Source organism: Saccharopolyspora ipomoeae, assembly GCF_029952525.1.
GTDB classification, from domain to species: domain Bacteria; phylum Actinomycetota; class Actinomycetes; order Mycobacteriales; family Pseudonocardiaceae; genus Saccharopolyspora; species Saccharopolyspora ipomoeae.
Genome location: NZ_JASAOF010000005.1, coordinates 43,520 through 59,086 on the forward strand (window position 1 = coordinate 43,520; position 15,567 = coordinate 59,086).

Annotated in this window: 13 protein-coding genes; 4 read left to right on the forward strand and 9 right to left on the reverse strand. The window is 71.0% G+C overall.

Features of this window, described 5'->3' with window-relative positions; translation table 11 throughout:
• The first annotated feature begins 29 nt into the window (after positions 1-29).
• Positions 30-647 carry an acyltransferase gene (locus tag QFW96_RS11235; RefSeq protein WP_281455519.1) on the forward strand — a complete coding sequence of 206 codons (618 nt, stop codon included), beginning with the start codon at positions 30-32 and terminating at the stop codon, positions 645-647.
• On the opposite strand, the gene QFW96_RS11240 is transcribed toward QFW96_RS11235, so the two are convergent.
• From QFW96_RS11240 to QFW96_RS11265, 6 genes are all read right to left on the reverse strand, one after another.
• Positions 644-1,876 carry a DUF445 domain-containing protein gene (locus tag QFW96_RS11240; protein ID WP_281455520.1) on the reverse strand — a complete coding sequence of 411 codons (1,233 nt, stop codon included), beginning with the start codon at positions 1,874-1,876 and terminating at the stop codon, positions 644-646. The two genes, QFW96_RS11235 and QFW96_RS11240, sit on opposite strands and share 4 nt — an antisense overlap.
• A gap of 91 nt (positions 1,877-1,967) precedes the next feature.
• Complete coding sequence (locus QFW96_RS11245; protein ID WP_281455521.1) at positions 1,968-2,816, reverse strand: Abi-alpha family protein; 849 nt, start codon at positions 2,814-2,816, stop codon at positions 1,968-1,970.
• Positions 2,817-2,930: 114 nt separating this feature from the next.
• A complete protein-coding gene (locus tag QFW96_RS11250; protein WP_425524744.1) occupies positions 2,931-4,451 on the reverse strand; it encodes an acyl--CoA ligase family protein in 1,521 nt (506 codons plus the stop codon).
• An 82-nt stretch (positions 4,452-4,533) separates the two neighbouring features.
• Positions 4,534-4,989 carry a (2Fe-2S)-binding protein gene (locus QFW96_RS11255; protein ID WP_281455523.1) on the reverse strand — a complete coding sequence of 152 codons (456 nt, stop codon included), beginning with the start codon at positions 4,987-4,989 and terminating at the stop codon, positions 4,534-4,536.
• 217 nt (positions 4,990-5,206) lie between these two features.
• Positions 5,207-5,695 (reverse strand): XdhC family protein, encoded by a 489-nt coding sequence (locus QFW96_RS11260; protein WP_281455524.1) that lies wholly within the window; start codon positions 5,693-5,695, stop codon positions 5,207-5,209.
• A gap of 33 nt (positions 5,696-5,728) precedes the next feature.
• On the reverse strand, positions 5,729-6,343 hold the full coding sequence (locus QFW96_RS11265) for a class I SAM-dependent methyltransferase (RefSeq protein ID WP_343231371.1): 615 nt from the start codon (positions 6,341-6,343) through the stop codon (positions 5,729-5,731).
• Between the two features lie 219 nt (positions 6,344-6,562).
• Here QFW96_RS11265 and QFW96_RS11270 point away from each other — a divergent pair, with 219 nt between their 5' ends.
• The 3 genes from QFW96_RS11270 to QFW96_RS11280 all read left to right on the forward strand — a co-directional run bounded on the left by QFW96_RS11270 (position 6,563) and on the right by QFW96_RS11280 (position 10,555).
• The gene (locus QFW96_RS11270; RefSeq protein WP_281455747.1) at positions 6,563-9,049 is read left to right on the forward strand and encodes an ATP-dependent Clp protease ATP-binding subunit; all 2,487 of its coding nucleotides are present in this window, start codon (positions 6,563-6,565) and stop codon (positions 9,047-9,049) included.
• Positions 9,050-9,251: 202 nt separating this feature from the next.
• Positions 9,252-9,518, forward strand: coding sequence for a DUF3040 domain-containing protein (locus QFW96_RS11275; RefSeq protein ID WP_281455526.1), 267 nt, complete (start codon positions 9,252-9,254; stop codon positions 9,516-9,518).
• 155 nt (positions 9,519-9,673) lie between these two features.
• Positions 9,674-10,555 carry an NAD(P)-dependent oxidoreductase gene (locus QFW96_RS11280; protein ID WP_343231372.1) on the forward strand — a complete coding sequence of 294 codons (882 nt, stop codon included), beginning with the start codon at positions 9,674-9,676 and terminating at the stop codon, positions 10,553-10,555.
• Between the two features lies 1 nt (position 10,556).
• On the opposite strand, the gene QFW96_RS11285 is transcribed toward QFW96_RS11280, so the two are convergent.
• From QFW96_RS11285 to QFW96_RS11295, 3 genes are all read right to left on the reverse strand, one after another.
• Entirely contained in the window at positions 10,557-12,740 is a 2,184-nt protein-coding gene (locus tag QFW96_RS11285) for a beta-glucosidase (RefSeq protein ID WP_281455527.1), read from the reverse strand.
• Positions 12,741-12,819: 79 nt separating this feature from the next.
• Entirely contained in the window at positions 12,820-14,652 is a 1,833-nt protein-coding gene (locus tag QFW96_RS11290; protein WP_281455528.1) for a sugar phosphate isomerase/epimerase and 4-hydroxyphenylpyruvate domain-containing protein, read from the reverse strand.
• The gene (locus QFW96_RS11295; RefSeq protein ID WP_281455529.1) at positions 14,645-15,487 is read right to left on the reverse strand and encodes a shikimate dehydrogenase; all 843 of its coding nucleotides are present in this window, start codon (positions 15,485-15,487) and stop codon (positions 14,645-14,647) included. Before QFW96_RS11295 ends, QFW96_RS11290 begins: the two co-directional genes overlap by 8 nt.
• Positions 15,488-15,567 lie beyond the last annotated feature (80 nt).

Sequence of the window (15,567 nt, forward strand, 5' to 3'; positions counted from 1 at the left end):
CTGGTGGCGGCGCTTTTCGAGGTCTTCTGATGAGTCGTTGGTTGGGCCGGTTGACGCGGGCGTGGTGGCAGTGGGCGCGCAACGGTGCCGCGATCACCGCGCGGACAGCGGAGGGGCGTCGTTTCGGGGCGCTGGGGGCCCGCACCCACCTGGCGTTCCCGCAGGGGGCGCTGACCGGGATCGAGCGCATCCGCATCGGAGCCGGCTGCATCATCAACGAGCACACCGTGCTCTCCGCCGGACTGCCCGGGGCGGCGCTCGGCGAAGGCGAGCCGATGATCGTCATGGGTGATCGCTGCGTCCTCGGGCGCAACTCCGAGATCCTGGCGATGTCCTCGGTCGTGCTCGGCGACGACGTGTGGACTTCCAGCCGCGTGACGATCGTCGACCACCACCACCGCCACGACCTCACCGACGTGCCCGTCGCCGTGCAGTGGCCGCTGCCGGTCCGGCCGGTGGTGATCGGGTCCGGGACCGTGATCAGCACCGGATCGGTGATCCTCGCCGGGGCTCAGATCGGCGAGAACTCCATCGTCGCCTCCGGGGCGCAGGTGACCGCCGGGGTCTACCCGCCCAACAGCGTGCTCGCGGGCGTGCCCGCGCGCGTCATCCGGACGCACACCTCGGTCGAGGCCGACGCGGTCTAGGTCAGGAACTCCAGAGCGAGTACCTGGACCTCGCCGACCGCGAAACCGAGCAGCGCGCCGGTCGCGATGAGCATCCACTCCTCCTCGCGGAACGCCGGGCGGAGCAGCTCCTCGAACTCCTCGGCGTCGAGCTCCTGCATCTTGCTGACCAGGGTGTTGCGGATGTCCATCGCGTCGGCCGCGTAGTCCTCGATGTAGCTCATCGTCTCGGGCAGCTTGCCCATCACCATCTCGGCGATGCGGCCCTTGAGGTCCTGGTAGCGGCGCCCGCCGACGGCGAAGACCACCAGCGGCTTGGCGATGCTGGTGCGCCGGTTGAGCTCCTCGTCGACCTTGCGGGTCACCAGCGCCAGCACCTTGTCCGACAGCGGACCGCGCAGCACCGCCTCGATGACGTTGCGCGGCGTGACGATCTCCTTGGCGATGAGCTCGCCGTAGGCCTCGGAGACCTCCTTGCGGCGCTTGAGGAACAAGCCCTGCCACTCGAAGAGGCCCAGGTAGGTGGTCGGCTGCTGCGGCCGGAAGATCATCTTCAGCGCGAGCCAGTCGGTGAACCACCCCGTGAACAGACCGAACATCGGCATCAGGATCGGCGCCTTGAACAGCACCCACGCCGACATCTGCACCAGGCCGATGACGAAGCCGAACACCGCACCGGAGCGCCGGATGAACTGGAACTCCTTGTCGCCGGCCTCCAGGAAGATCCGGTTGAGCAGCTCCTTGTCGCGCACCAGCGCGTTGACGACCATGTCCTTGAGATCGAAGACGTTGTCCACATCGGACTTGATCTCGTCCATGATCTCCGCGAGCATCCGCGGCGCGTCGTTCTGGACGCGCTGGATCATGGCCCGCCGCACGGCCTTCGGCATCGCCTCCCACATACCCGGCTGGTAGGTGGAGGCGACCTCGTTGACGATCTCCTCGATCGTCTGCCGCAGCGGTTCCTCGACCTCGGCGACGATGCGGTCGGGATCGAGCCGCGCCACGACGTCCTGCGGGCGCAGCAGCTGCTCGGTGAGCGTGTCGCAGGCGATGCCCGCCATCTTCGCGGCGTGCTTGGGGACGATGCCCTGCCAGCCCAGGAACGGCCGCTTCCCCCGGAATTCAACCGGGTAGAACATCATCTTGATCGCCAGGATCTTGGTGACGTAACCGATCAAGGCGGCCACCAGCGGGATGGAGAGGTAGAGCATCCAGTGCTCGTGGAAATCCTGGAGGATCGCTCCCATCTCACGCCCTTCCCCGAAAAAGCCCCGGCCCCACCTGCGTCCGACGAACCTGTGCTCGACGACACAGCGGGATTGACCTTACCCCGCGCGATTACGCTTTCGACGCCTCGTCGGCGCCGGATATCGGGGTGGGATCGCAGCGGCGCCAGAACCGCGTGCCGAGTTCGGACATCCGGACGCTGCGGCGCACGACCTTGGTGGACTTCCCCGAGCGCAGCGCCTCCCGGATCCGCGACTCGGTCTGCAGGATCTCGTACTGGTCGTCCATGGCGTCCAGCTCGGCGCCGATCTCGACGAGCCCCAGCGCGTGCAGGCGGGTCAGGTAGTGCGGAACCTCGTCGGGCAGCGCCACCCCCACCGCACGGCCGACGGTGGAGCCGTTGCGCAGCACGAACCGGCTCGCCCCGCCGATGCCGGAGCGCTCGGTCACGTGCACCACCGGGTATGCCGCGCCGTCGCCGAGACCGGCGAGGACGCGGGCCTCGTCGGGCGTGATCATCCGCAGGATCCCGGCGTAGAGGTACTCGCGGGCCTCGCCCTTGCTCGACGTGGCCGACCGGAAGAGCAGCTCGGACATGGCCTCGCGCAGCCCGTCCTGAACCGGTTCGACCCCGCCGTCCTCGTCGTCCTCGGGGTCGGCGCCCTCCGCACCGGCCACCGGGTCGTCGACGGACTCGATCCAGACCCGCACGCCGGTCGACACGGCCTTCTCGATGGCCTGCACCTGGCGTTCCACCTCGACGCCGCCGGGCAGCTCCCGCATCAGGCCCATGCCGGTGCGCGCGACGTCGCGACCGACGCGGCCGGCCAACCCCAGCAGACCGCCCAGCACCTTCGAACCCGCCGATCGCTGCTCGCCGCGGTCCTCCTCAGCGCCGAACTCCTCCTCGGCGCCGAACTCCTCGTCGTCTCTGCGGCTGAGCTCGATCTCCCCTGTCACGCGGCCCCCTACGTCTTACCCCGAATCGCGATCCGCTTGCTCCGGATGGATCAGCGATGAGGGCGAGTATGGCCTGCGCGACCCGGCGCGGACCAGACCGGGGGTGTCACAGTTCTATTCGGATACGGCCTTGGCACGCAGCACGTTCTTCTGCAGCTTGCCGGTGGAGGTCTTCGGCAGCTCCCCGAAGACGATCTTCTTCGGGGCTTTGAACGCGGCGATGCGGGAGCGGACGAACTCGATCAGCTCGGCCTCCCCCGCCGCGGCGCTCTCCCGGAGGCTGACGAAGGCGACCGGGACCTCGCCCCACTTGTCGTGCGGCGCGGCGACGACCGCGGCCTCCACGACGTCGGGGTGGGCGGTGAGGGCGTTCTCGACCTCGATGGAGGTGATGTTCTCGCCGCCGGAGATGATCACGTCCTTGATCCGGTCGCGCAGCTCCACGTACCCGTCGGGGTGGCGAACGCCCAGGTCACCGCTGCGGAACCAGCCGTCGAGGGTGGCGTTTCCGGTGGCCTCGGGGTCGCGGTAGTAGCCGAGCATGACGTCGTTGCCGCGCAGCAGGATCTCGCCGGGCGTCTGCCCGTCGGCGGGCACCTCGCGGCCCTCGGGGTCGGTGACGCGCACCGGTTCGGCGATGACGTTGGCGATGCCCTGCCGCGCGATCAGTCGCGCCCGACGCTCCGGATCGGCGTCGTCCCACTCGGGCTGCCACTCGCAGACCACGGCGGGCCCGAAGGTCTCGGTGAGGCCGTAGAGGTGGCGGATGTCGAAGCCGAGCTCCCCCATCCGCGCCAGCAGCGACGGCCACGGCGGCGCCCCACCGGCGAAGACCCGCAGCACGTGGTCGAGGTGGTGGGCCTCGGGGTGCTCGGCGAGCATCGCCAGCACGGTCGGGGCGGCGCAGAAGTGCGTGATGCCCTCCCGCCCGATCGCCGCCCAGATCGCACCCGGGTCGACCTTGCGCAGGCAGTGGTGCACCCCACCGGCCGCGGTCACCGCCCACGGGAAGCACCAACCGTTGGTGTGGAACATGGGGAGCGTCCACAGGTACTGGGACGAGGTGTCGAGCTTGGCGTGGTAGGCCATCGCGAGGGCCTGCAGGTAGGCGCCGCGGTGGTGGTACATGACGCCCTTGGGGCGTCCGGTGGTGCCGCTGGTGTAGTTGATCGACAGCAGCGATCGCTCGTCGGCGACCTCGACGCGGTGCGGTTCGGCTGCATCGACCAGGGCGTCGTAGTCGCCGGAGTCGATCACCGGGATCGACGGTGCGCCCAGCACCTCGCGGTAATCGGCGTCGACCAGGACGAGGCTCGCGCCGCTGTGCTCCAGGATGTAAGCGATCTCCGACGGCGCGAGGCGGGTGTTGAGCGCGACCAGCACACCCCCGGCCAGCGGGACGCCGTAGTGGGCCTCCAGCAGCAGGTGGGTGTTGGGCGAGAGCACCGCGACCCGATCGCCAGGCCCGATCCCGCGCGCCGCGAGCAGCCCGGCAAGCCGCTGCGCCCGGTCCCAGAGCTGCGCGTAGGTGTCGCGGCGGGCGCCGTCGACGACCGCGGGGCGGTCGGCGAACACCGCCGCGGCGCGCTCCAGGAAGGACACCGGACTCAGTTCCCGAAAAGCGATCCCGGACAACGCGAAGCCTCCCTCTCACACCCGACGTCGGGCGCGCGGAGCATAACCACCCGAAACGCTCCGGGCGAGGGGTCGCGACGGCTCACATGTTCTGGGCGGCTTCCTTGATCGCGGAGCGGATGCGGCAGTAGGTGCCGCAGCGGCAGACGTTCTCGATCGCGTCGATGTCGTCGTCGGAGGGGTCGGCCGTCTCGTTGAGCAGCGCGACGGCGGCCATGATCTGGCCGGGTTGGCAGAAGCCGCACTGCGCGACGTCCTGGTCGAGCCAGGCCTGCTGGACCGGGTGCAGGTCGTCGCCGTCGGCGAGGCCTTCGATCGTGGTGATGCTCGTGCCCGCCGCCTGCTCGACCGGGATCGTGCAGAGCTGGACCGCCTCGTCGTTCATCAACGAGGTGCAGGCCCGGCACACCCCGATGCCGCAGCCGTACTTCGGGCCGGTGATCTCCAGCTGCTCGCGCAGCACCCACAGCAGCGGCGCCTCGGACGGGGCGTCGACCGCGACCTGGTCGCCGTTGACGGTGAACTCGAACTTCGGCATCGGACTGCGAACTCCCAGCTGAACGTGCGGGCGGGCAGCGAAAGCTAACCCGGCCGCCGCACGCCCCTCGCAGCGGTCCCGCCAGGCACGAAAAAGCGTCCTGTTGAGCCGATCGGCCCAACCGGACGCTCGCAGTCGTGCGCTGAATGAACCAGCAGGCTTGCTGCAGATGCCTTGTCGGTGCTGGTCTCGTTATGGCAACAACTGCCCGGTGCCGTCAGAAGTGGAAGCCGCCGGGTTTGTCGTTGCGGTCGGCGATGAGGCCCGCCAGCGTGGCGATGGCGATCTCCGGGGGCGTGCGGGAGCCGATGTTGAGGCCGATGGGGCGGTGCACGCGCTTGATCCGGTCCTCGTCGACGCCGAGGTCGCGCAGCGCCTGGACGTGCGGTCCCTCGTGACGGGGGTTGCCCATGATCCCGATCCAGCGGGCGTCGTGCTGCAACGCGTCGCGCAGGACCGGGCCCAGCTCCTCGCGGTGGTGGTCGGTGACGACCACGTCGGTGTCGGGCCCCAGCTCCGGCACCGCGGTCAGGGCTCCTTCGGCGCCCGCGGGATCGACGAGAACAGCGGTGTAGCCGAGGTCCCGGCCGTAGCGCAGCAGGTGTTCGGCGACCGGCGAGGCGAAGACCGCCACCAGCACTCGCTGCCCGGATTCGGTCGGTACTTCACCGTGCGCGACCGCGCACGCGGCATCGTCGGACGTCATGCCGCCAGCATGCCAGGCCGGGACCTCCTCGCTCTACAACCGCGTCGCCGTGGCCAGCCACGCGGGGACGTCGACCCGCCGGCCGTCCGCGACGCCGAAGAGCTGCGCGTGCTCGCCGCGCGCGATGCCCCGGTAGGTGCTCGGGCGGACCCGCTCCAGCCGCCAGCCGCCGGTGAACACGCGCGGGAACACCGACTCGGCCACGACCGGGCCGAGGGCGGGTTCGACGTCGGCCAGCGCCAGCACGTGCACCGTCGCACCCGGCTTGCACACCGCGTGCAGGCTGCGGGCGTACCGGTGCTGGTCCTGCTCGCCGAAGACGTGGAACAGGGCGCTGTCGACGACCGTGTCGTAGGGGCCGCCGGTCAGGGCCAGGGCGTCGGCGACCGCGAAGCGGGCCGGCACGTCGCGGGCGGCGGCGTTGGCCTGAGCGAGCTCGATCGCGTGCGGGGCGGCGTCCACACCCAGCACGTCGTAGCCGAGCCCGGCGAGCAGGATGGTGTGCTCACCGGCTCCGCAGCCCGGGTCGAGCACCGCGCCGGAGATCTCCCCGCCGCGTTCGAGCTCGACGATCGCCTGCTGCGGCTCACCGATCACCCAGGGTGCGGTGCCCGCCACATACGCCTCGTCGAATACTGCGCGATCCACAGACGTTCCCATGACGTGTCCCCTTCGTTCGAGCTGGTCACCCCAGCCTGGAACCTCCACTTAGGTGGAGGTCAACGGATCCGGACCACATTCGCCGGGTGACGCGAACCACACCGCGATCAACTTGGAATTACGGCGCGCTCGCTTACGTTGGTTGATAGCGACAGACTCAACTAGATGGCGGCGATGCTGAGCAAGACCGCCACGAGGAGGTTGGACATGGCGACGTTCTTCGGACCGGTCGGCGGCCCGTTCGACGAGTACTTCGCTCGCTTCTTCGGGGCCGACGACTCCACGGCCGGCTCGCGCCGAGTCGACATCACCGAGCTGATGACCGAGCAGGCGCAGCAGCTGGTCGGCGAGGCCGCGAAGTTCGCCCGCGACCGCGGGCAGGGCAGCCTCGACGCGCTGCACCTGCTGTGGTCGGCCGCCAAGCAGGACCCGACCCGGGCGCAGCTGAGCCGGCTGGGCGTGGACACCGAGGCCTTCGCCAAGGAGGTCGAGGGACACCTGCCCGCCTCGGGAGCTCCGGTCGACGACGAATCCGTCTCGCTGACCCTGGCCGCGCGCACCGCGCTGGCCGACGCCCACCGCGTTGCCCGCGCGCTGGGTTCGACCTACATCGGCCCGCAGCACGTGCTGCTGGCGCTGTCGGCCAACCCCGAGACCGAGGCCGGCCGCCTGCTGAGCGGCGCCGGTGCGGGACCGGAGGCCCTGCGCGACGCGAGCCAGCGCCCCGCACCGCAGCAGGCGCCGAAGTCCGGTCCCAGCGGGGGCGAGACCCCGACGCTGGACGAGTACGGCCGCGACCTCACCGAGACCGCCCGCGAAGGCGGGCTGGACCCGGTGATCGGCCGCGCCGACGAGATCGAGCAGACCATCGAGATCCTGTCCCGCCGCACCAAGAACAACCCCGTGCTGGTCGGCGAGGCCGGTGTCGGCAAGACCGCGATCGTCGAGGGCCTGGCCCAGCGCATCGCTTCCGGTGACGTGCCCGAAGTGCTCACCGGCAAGCGGGTCGTGCAGCTGGACCTGTCGGCGATGCTGTCGGGCACCCGCTACCGCGGTGACTTCGAGGAGCGGATGACCAAGGTCATCGACGAGATCTCGGAGCACAGCGGCGAGCTGATCGTGTTCATCGACGAGCTGCACACCGTCGTCGGCGCCGGTGGCGCCGAGGGCGCGATGGACGCGGGCAACATGCTCAAGCCGCGGCTGGCTCGCGGTGAGCTGCACGTCGTCGGTGCCACCACGCTCGACGAGTACCGCAAGAGCATCGAGAAGGACCCGGCCCTGGAGCGCCGCTTCCAGCCGGTCCAGGTGCCCGAGCCGAGCGTGGCCGACACGATCACGATCCTGCGGGGCCTGCAGGAGCAGTACGAGAAGCACCACAAGGTGAGCTACACCGAGGAGGCCGTCGAGGCCGCCGCGAAGCTGTCCGACCAGTACATCAACGACCGGTTCCTGCCGGACAAGGCGATCGACCTGATCGACCAGTCGGGTGCCCGCAAGCGCCTGAACTCCGGCGTCGCCGACGACGGCGAGCTGCGGGCCAAGGTCGAGCGGCTGGAGCAGCTCAAGAGCGAGGCGGTGGCGTCCGAGGACTACGAGCGGGCCTCGGCGCTGCGCGACGAGATCACCGCCGCGCAGGCCCGGCTCGACGAGGGCGGCACGGGCGTGCTGGAGATCGGCCCGGCCGACATCGCCGAGGTCGTCTCGCGAGCCACCGGGGTGCCGGTGTCGCGGCTGACGGCGGAGGAGAAGGTGCGGCTGCGCGGCCTGGAATCGGAGCTGCACAAGCGGGTCGTCGGCCAGGACGACGCGGTGCGGGCGCTGGCCCGCGCGGTCCGCCGCTCGCGCAGCGGGCTGGGCGACCCGACCCGTCCGGTGGGCAGCTTCCTGTTCCTGGGCCCGACCGGCGTCGGCAAGACCGAGCTGGCCAAGGCCCTGGCGGAGTCGCTGTTCGGCGACGAGCAGCGGATGATCCGGCTGGACATGAGCGAGTTCCAGGAGCGGCACACGGCCAGCCGCCTCGTCGGCGCCCCGCCCGGCTACGTCGGGCACGGCGAGGCCGGTGAGCTGACCGAGGCCGTGCGGCGCAACCCGTACTCGGTGGTGCTGCTCGACGAGGTCGAGAAGGCGCACCCGGACGTGTTCAACACGCTGCTGCAGGTCCTCGACGACGGGCGGCTGACCGACGGTCAGGGCCGCACGGTGGACTTCAGCAACACCGTGCTGATCATGACCAGCAACCTGGCCTCGGAGGTCGTCTCCAGCGCGGGCGGCAAGATCGGCTTCACGGCCGGCAGCCCGACCCAGGACCTGGAGGAGCGGGTCATGCCCAAGCTCAAGGACGCCTTCCGGCCGGAGTTCCTCAACCGCATCAACGAGATCGTGGTGTTCAAGCGCCTCGACGGCGAGCAGCTGCACACCATCACGCGGGCGCTGCTGGCGACCACCACGAAGCGGCTGGCCGACATGGGCGTCGAGGTCGTCTTCGACGACGACGCGGTGTCCTGGGTCGCCGACCGCGGCTACCAGCCCGAGTTCGGTGCTCGGCCGTTGCGCCGGGCCATCGAGCGGGAGGTCGACGACCGGATCAGCGACCTGCTGCTGGACGGTGAGCTGACCGAGGGCACCCGGCTGCGGGTCGGTGCCCGCGACGGCGCGCTGGACTTCCAGGTGGAGGCGCCGGTCGCCGCGTGAGACCGCGAGTGAGACGGGGCGGGCATCCTCCGGGGTGCCCGCCCCGTTTCGTGTGCGCCCCGTTTCGTGTGCGCCCCGTTTCGTGTGCGCTGGTCAGCGGGTTGCGAGTTGCCGAAGGGATCGCCTGGATTGACCCTTCACAGCAGGTTCCAACGTTGCGATACTTGTTCAACCAGGCGGTACTACCCGGTGGAGGTGGGCCATGCTTCCCAGGGACGAGCGGCGCCGCCTGCAAGAGATCGAGCAGCGGCTCGTCGATGAGGACCCGCGACTCGCGCGCAGGCTGAGCCAGACGACCACGCTCGGTTATCTGCGGGCCCGCGTCTCGGTGCGGATGTTCGCGGCCGCCTGCGCGGGTGTGCTCGCCGTCATGTGCCTGTTCCTCAACGAGGGCGCGGCGGCGCTGACGTCGGCGGCTCTGGCGGGCGCCCTGCTGCTGTCGCGCACCTGGCGGTTCGAGTTCCTCTGATCCTCGGCTGATTTCGTCCACTGTGGCCGGTTCCTCCCGTTTCGGCCCGTGGGTCCCGCGTGCCCGAAAGCGGTTCCCGCCCAACACACCGGTGGTGTGCTGGTTTGGTGCGCCGCCTCGCTCGCGGGGAGAATCGGCGGCGGATCTCGACGTATCTGCAAGGGGAGTTCGTGATGACGACCGTCGCATTCCTGGGCACCGGAACGATGGGGGCGCCGATGGCGCGCAACCTCGCCGCCGCCGGAGTGGACCTGCGGGTGTGGAACCGCACGCGCAGCCGGGCCGAGCCGCTGGCCGAGGCCGGGGCGACCGTCGTGGACTCCCCCGCCGAGGCCGCGCGGGGCGCCGACGTGCTGATCACCATGCTGCTCGACGCCGATTCGACCATCACCGCAGGTCGTGAGGCCGCCGCGGCGCTGAACTCAGGCGGGGTGTGGGTGCAGATGGGCACCATCGGCCTGCCGGGGACCGAGTCGGTGTGCGCGGCGGCAGCCGAGGTCGGCGGGGTCACCGTGGTCGACGCGCCGGTGCTGGGCACGAAGCTCCCGGCCGAGAAGGGCGAGCTGGTGGTGCTGGCCGCCGGTGCGCCCGAGGTGCGCGAGCGCGTGCAGCCGCTGTTCGACGCCGTGGGCACCCGCACCCAGTGGGTCGGCGAGGACCCGTCGAAGGCGGCCGGTTCCCGGCTGAAGCTGGTGGCCAACAACTGGGTGCTGACGCTGACCAACGCGGTCGGCGAGTCCATCGCCCTCGCCGAGGACCTGGGCGTGAACCCCGAGGACTTCCTGGCCGCCATCGCGGGAACCGCCACCGACTCGCCTTACGCGCACATGAAGGGCGCGGCGATCATCCGCGGCGAGTTCCCACCCGCGTTCACCCTCAGCGCCGCGGCCAAGGACGCCGGTCTGGTCTCGCAGGCGGCCAGCGACGCGGTCCGGTTGGACCTGGCCGAGGCGGTCAGGGCTCGGTTCGCCCGAGCCCTGACCGCAGGCCACGCCGACGAGGACATGGCAGCCGTCTACTACGCGTCGAAGCGCTGACTCATTCCACGCGGCGTTCCGCGGCGATGGTGAAGGCTCCTTCGGCGCGGATGTCGCGGGAGGACTCGCCGACCTCGACCCGGTAGTCGCCCGCGGCGACGGTCCAGCCGCCGGACAGCTCGTCCCAGTAGGCCAGGCTGCGGTCGGTGAGGGTGAACTGCACCGACGCGGCCTGCCCCGGTTCCAGGGTGAGCTTGGCGAAACCCTTGAGCTGGCGCGGTGGCTGCGGCACGTCCTCGCGCGGCGAGGGCAGGCCCAGGTACAGCTGCGGCACCGCGTGGCCGGTGCGCGCACCGGTGTTGGTGACCACCACGCTCACCTGGTCCGCCGAGATCTGCGGGTCGGAGTAGGCGAAGGTGGTGTAGGACAGGCCGTGCCCGAACGGGAAGGCCGGTTCGATCTCGTGGGCGTCGTAGTGCCGGTAGCCGACGAGCACGCCTTCGGTGAAGTGCACGTCCAGGCCCTTGCCCGGGTAGCGGGCGGTGTCACCGGCGGTGGGCACGTCGTCCTCGCTGTTGGGGAAGGTCAGCGGCAGCCGGCCACCCGGGTCGACGTCGCCGAAGAGCACCCTGGCGATCGCGGTGCCCGCGTTCGCGCCCGGGTACCAGGCCTCCAGCAGCGCGCGCGTGCGGTAGCGCCACGGGGTGTTGACCGGGCCTCCGGTCTCCAGCACGACCACGGTGTCGGCGTTGGCCTCCAGCGCGGCCTCGATGATCGCGTCCTGGTCGGCGAACGGGTTGCCCACCGCGGGCGGCGGGAACTGGCCGATGCCCGAGTCCAGGTCCATGTTCGGCTTGTCCAGGAACTCCGACATCATGTCGGAGACGACGACCACGGCGATGTCGGCGTTGCGGGCGGCCTCGGCCGCGGCGTCGGGGGTCTTGCCCGGTTCGTGGACGACGGTGATGCCGGCCTCGGCGCCGCGCTGCTGGATGCCCTGCAGCGGTGAGACGAAGCTGTACGGGGTGGTCGAGGAGGAACCGCCGCCCTGCACGAACTTCTCGGCGGCCTCGCCGATGACGGCGATCGTCTTGCCGCGCAGCGCGCCCGGGTCCAGCGGCAGCAGGCCGTCGTTGCGCAGCAGCGTCATGCCCGCTTCGGCGACGCGCCCGGCGGTGGCGAGGTTGGCCGGCTTGTCGATCCGGCTGTCGTCGTTCGGGTACTCCGGGCGGTCGAAGATGCCGTGCGAGAACATGGTTCGCAGGATGCGGCGGGCGTGTTCGTCCACGTCGGACGTCGCGGCCTGCCCCATCGCCAGCGCGGTGCGGATCGCCGCGGGCGAGTACACCAGAGCGGGCCACGGCTCGAAGTCCATGCCGTTGGCCAGCGAGTTCCCGGTGGAGTGCATGGCGGCGTAGTCGGCGATGGTGTAGCCGGTGAAGCCCCACTCGTGCTTGAGCAGGTCGTTGAGCAGCCACTGGTGCTCGCAGGCGTACTGGCCGCCGACCCGGTTGTAGGAGCCCATCACCGCGCCGACCCCGGCTTCGCGGACCGCGGCCTCGAACGGCGGCAGGTAGACCTCGCGCAGCGTGCGCTCGTCGACGACGGCGTTGTAGAGCATCCGGGACCCGACCACGCCCAGCTGGCCTTCCTGGGTGTAGGCGGCGAAGTGCTTGACGCACACCATGACGCCCTCGGAGTGCGCCCCGGCGGCCCAGCCGACGCCGATCCGCGAGGACAGGTACGGGTCCTCGCCGAAGCCCTCGAAGGCGCGGCCGGAGGTGGGGATCCGCAGCACGTCGACGGTCGGGCCGAACACCACGTCGTTGCCCTTGCAGCGCACCTCGTTGGCGACGGTGGCGCCGTAGGTCTCGGCCAGCTCCGGGTCGAACGAGGCCGCCAGCGACACGCCGGAGGGCATCGAGGTGCCGTTGCCCTGGCGCGATCCGACTGGGCCGTCGCCGTAGTACACGGGCGGGATCCCGAGCCGCTCGACGCCGTGCCCGGTTCCGGTGTGCCCGAACCCGGCGGCGCCCGCCAGGTCGTCGCCGCCGAGCAGCGAGATCTTCTCGTCCAGGGTCATCTCGCGCAGCACCAGCGCCGCTCGTTCGTCGGGCGAGAGGCCGGGGTCGCACCAGGCGTGGTCGCCGCAGCGTCCCGGTACGGCCGCGGCCGCCGCTCCGGTGGGCAGGACCGCGGCCATCCCGGCCAGTCCCGCGGCGGTCATCAGGGTCCGACGGTTCACGTGCTGCATCTGGCGCAGGGCTCCGATCACTCTGTACGACGTACGATTTTGATCAGTTTCCGCCAGAACAAGACGTGGATCATCGTCCGAATGCAGTCATCCGCTGCCTCCGATGCGCCGCCATGCGCACTGGGGCGTTCACGACTCCGTATCCCGCGTAGTCACCGACCCGCTGCACGAGTTCGAGGAACACCCGCGAGCCGAACAGGTCGGTGAACAGGTGCAGGAACTCCCCGCCCGCGTCGCGGTCGTAGAGCACCGACCCGCGACGCAGCGAGGCCAGCAGCTCCGGGTCTAGGTCGAGGCGGGCGTCGAGGTCGTCGTAGTAGTTGTCCGGGATCGGCAGCACCGGAGCGCCCGACTCGCGCAGCCGCTCGGCGGCGGTGAGCACGTCGGTGCAGGTGAAGGCGATGTGCTGCGGGTCGCGCACCGCCGGGGCCCACTCCCCGCGCCGCACCAGCGCGCCGTTGAGCGCGATGCGCACCGATCGCGTCGCGTCGACCATGCCGCGGTTGCGGACCATGCCGAACGGCGCCGCGTACTCGGTGACCTCCTCGGGTTCCAGGCCGAGCACCGAGCGGCAGAACAGCGCGGCCTCGTCGAAGTGGTCGAAGGGCTGGGTCAGCGACACGTGGTCGATGCCCGTGATCAGACCCGCAGCCGGTGTGGCGGCCGCCGGTGTGCTGGTGTCGCGGAAGTCGCCGCGCCAGCCGTCGGTGGCACCGGTGTCGCAGAAGAACACCCCGGTGCCGTCCGGTGCGGCCACCGAGACCAGGCCCGCCTCCTGCGGTCCGCGTTCGCGGGGCAGGATCGGCGAGCTCATCGCCTCGGCTCGGCGGGCGGAGCGCATCGGATCGGCGCTCTCCACCGCGAGCGCGCCGATCTCGGCGGTGTCGGGACCCGTCGCCGAGGTGTTGATCAGCACTCGCGCGCCGCCCTGCTCCCAGCGCCGCACGGGTTTGCTGCGGTGCTCGCCGGTTTCGGCGAAACCCAGCGCGCGCAGCCCCTCGGACAGCCGGGTGGCGGTGTCCGGATCGGCGACGAGCTCGGCGAAGGCGTAGCCGTCCAGGTCCGGGGCGGGCTCGGCGACGGGCTCGCCGAGCTGCTCCTCCAGCAGTCGCAGCGAGCGCATCGCGTCCACCGCGGCCGGTTTCGGGTCGGCCTGCCGGAAGACGTCGTTGAACACCTCCAGCGACAGCGGCCCGGCGTAACCGGCGTCGAGGACGTTGCCCGCGAAGGTCTTCAGGTCGAACGAGCCCTGGCCCGGGAACAACCGGTGGTGGCGGCTCCACTGCAGCACGTCCATGTCCAGCTGCGGAGCGTCGGCCAGCTGCAGGTAGAAGAGCTTCTCGCCGGGGATGGTGCGGATCAGCGCGGGGTCGCCGCCGCGCGAGAGCACGTGGAAGGAGTCCAGGCACAGGCCCAGAGCGGGGTGGTCGGCGCGGCGCACGATCCGCCACGAGTGCTCGTAGGTGTTGACGAAGCGCCCCCACGCCAGCGCCTCGTAGGCCACCCGCATCCCGCGCTCCTGGGCGCGTTCGGCCAGCGCCCGCAGCTGCTCGGCGGCCAGTTCGTCGTCGTCGACGGCCTCCGGGGACACCGTCGAGCAGACCAGGACCAGGTCGGTGCCCAGCTGCTCCATGACGTCGAACTTGCGCTCGGCGCGCCGCAGGTTCTGCCGGAACCGCGCAGGCGGAACGGCTTCGAAGTCGCGGAACGGCTGGTAGAGGTCGATCGACAGGCCCAGATCGCGGCAGCGGGCACCGATCTCGGCGGGCGAGGCGGCCGAGGCGATCAGGTCGTTCTCGAAGATCTCCACGCCGTCGAACCCGGCCGCCGCGGCGGCGGCGAGCTTGTCCTCCAACGTGCCCGACAGGCAGACCGTGGCGATGGACCGTCGTGGCTCAGACATGCGCTCCCTCCAGTTCGGCGAAGTGCCGCAGCATCCGCTCGGCGTCCGGTTCCAGGCCGGTGAACAGCCGGAACGCGTCCACGGCCTGGAACACCGCCATGCCGCCGCCGTCGAGCACCCGGCAGCCGAGTTCGCGCGCGGTGACGACGAGTTCGGTGGCCAGCGGCCGGTAGACCACCTCGGCCACCCACTGCTCGGGGCGCAGCAGCGCGGCGGGCACCGGGAGTCCGGGGTGGGCGGCCATCCCGGTCGGGGTGGCGTGCACCAGACCATCCGCCGCCGCCAGCTCGTCGGCGAGTTCGCCGCCGAGCACCGCGCGGTCCGGCAGGGACGCGACCAGCGCGGCGGCTCGGTCGGCGTCGAGGTCGACGACCCGGACCTCGCCGGCGCCCAGGCCCAGCAGCGCGTGCGCGACGGCCGCCCCGGCGCCGCCCGCGCCGAGCAGCAGCACCCGGTCCAGGGCGGCACCGGGCAGGCCGCGCCGGAGGCTGCGGGCGAAGCCGGAGTGGTCGGTGTTGTGGCCGATGGCCCGCTCGCCGTCGAAGACGACGGTGTTGACCGCGCCCAGCGCGGCGGCGTCGGGGTGGACCTCGTCGAGGTGCTCCAGGACCAGCTGCTTGCAGGGGTGGGTGATGTTGAGCCCGCGGTAGCCCTCGGCCCGGGCGCGGGCGAGCAGCTCGCCGACGGCGTCCGGCGGCGCGCCCAGCTCGTCGAGGTCCCACCGCCGGTAGCGGTAGTCCAGGCCGAGCTCGGCGGCCTCCCGCTCGTGCAACGCCGGGCTCAGCGACGGGCCGATGCCCGATCCGATGAGCCCCACCAGGTAGCCGTCTTGCACTCCGCACTCCCCGTTAAGTAACGAACTAGCTAGTTAATAGTAGGCACACGAACCGCCCTTCCGGAAGACTCGGTGCACTA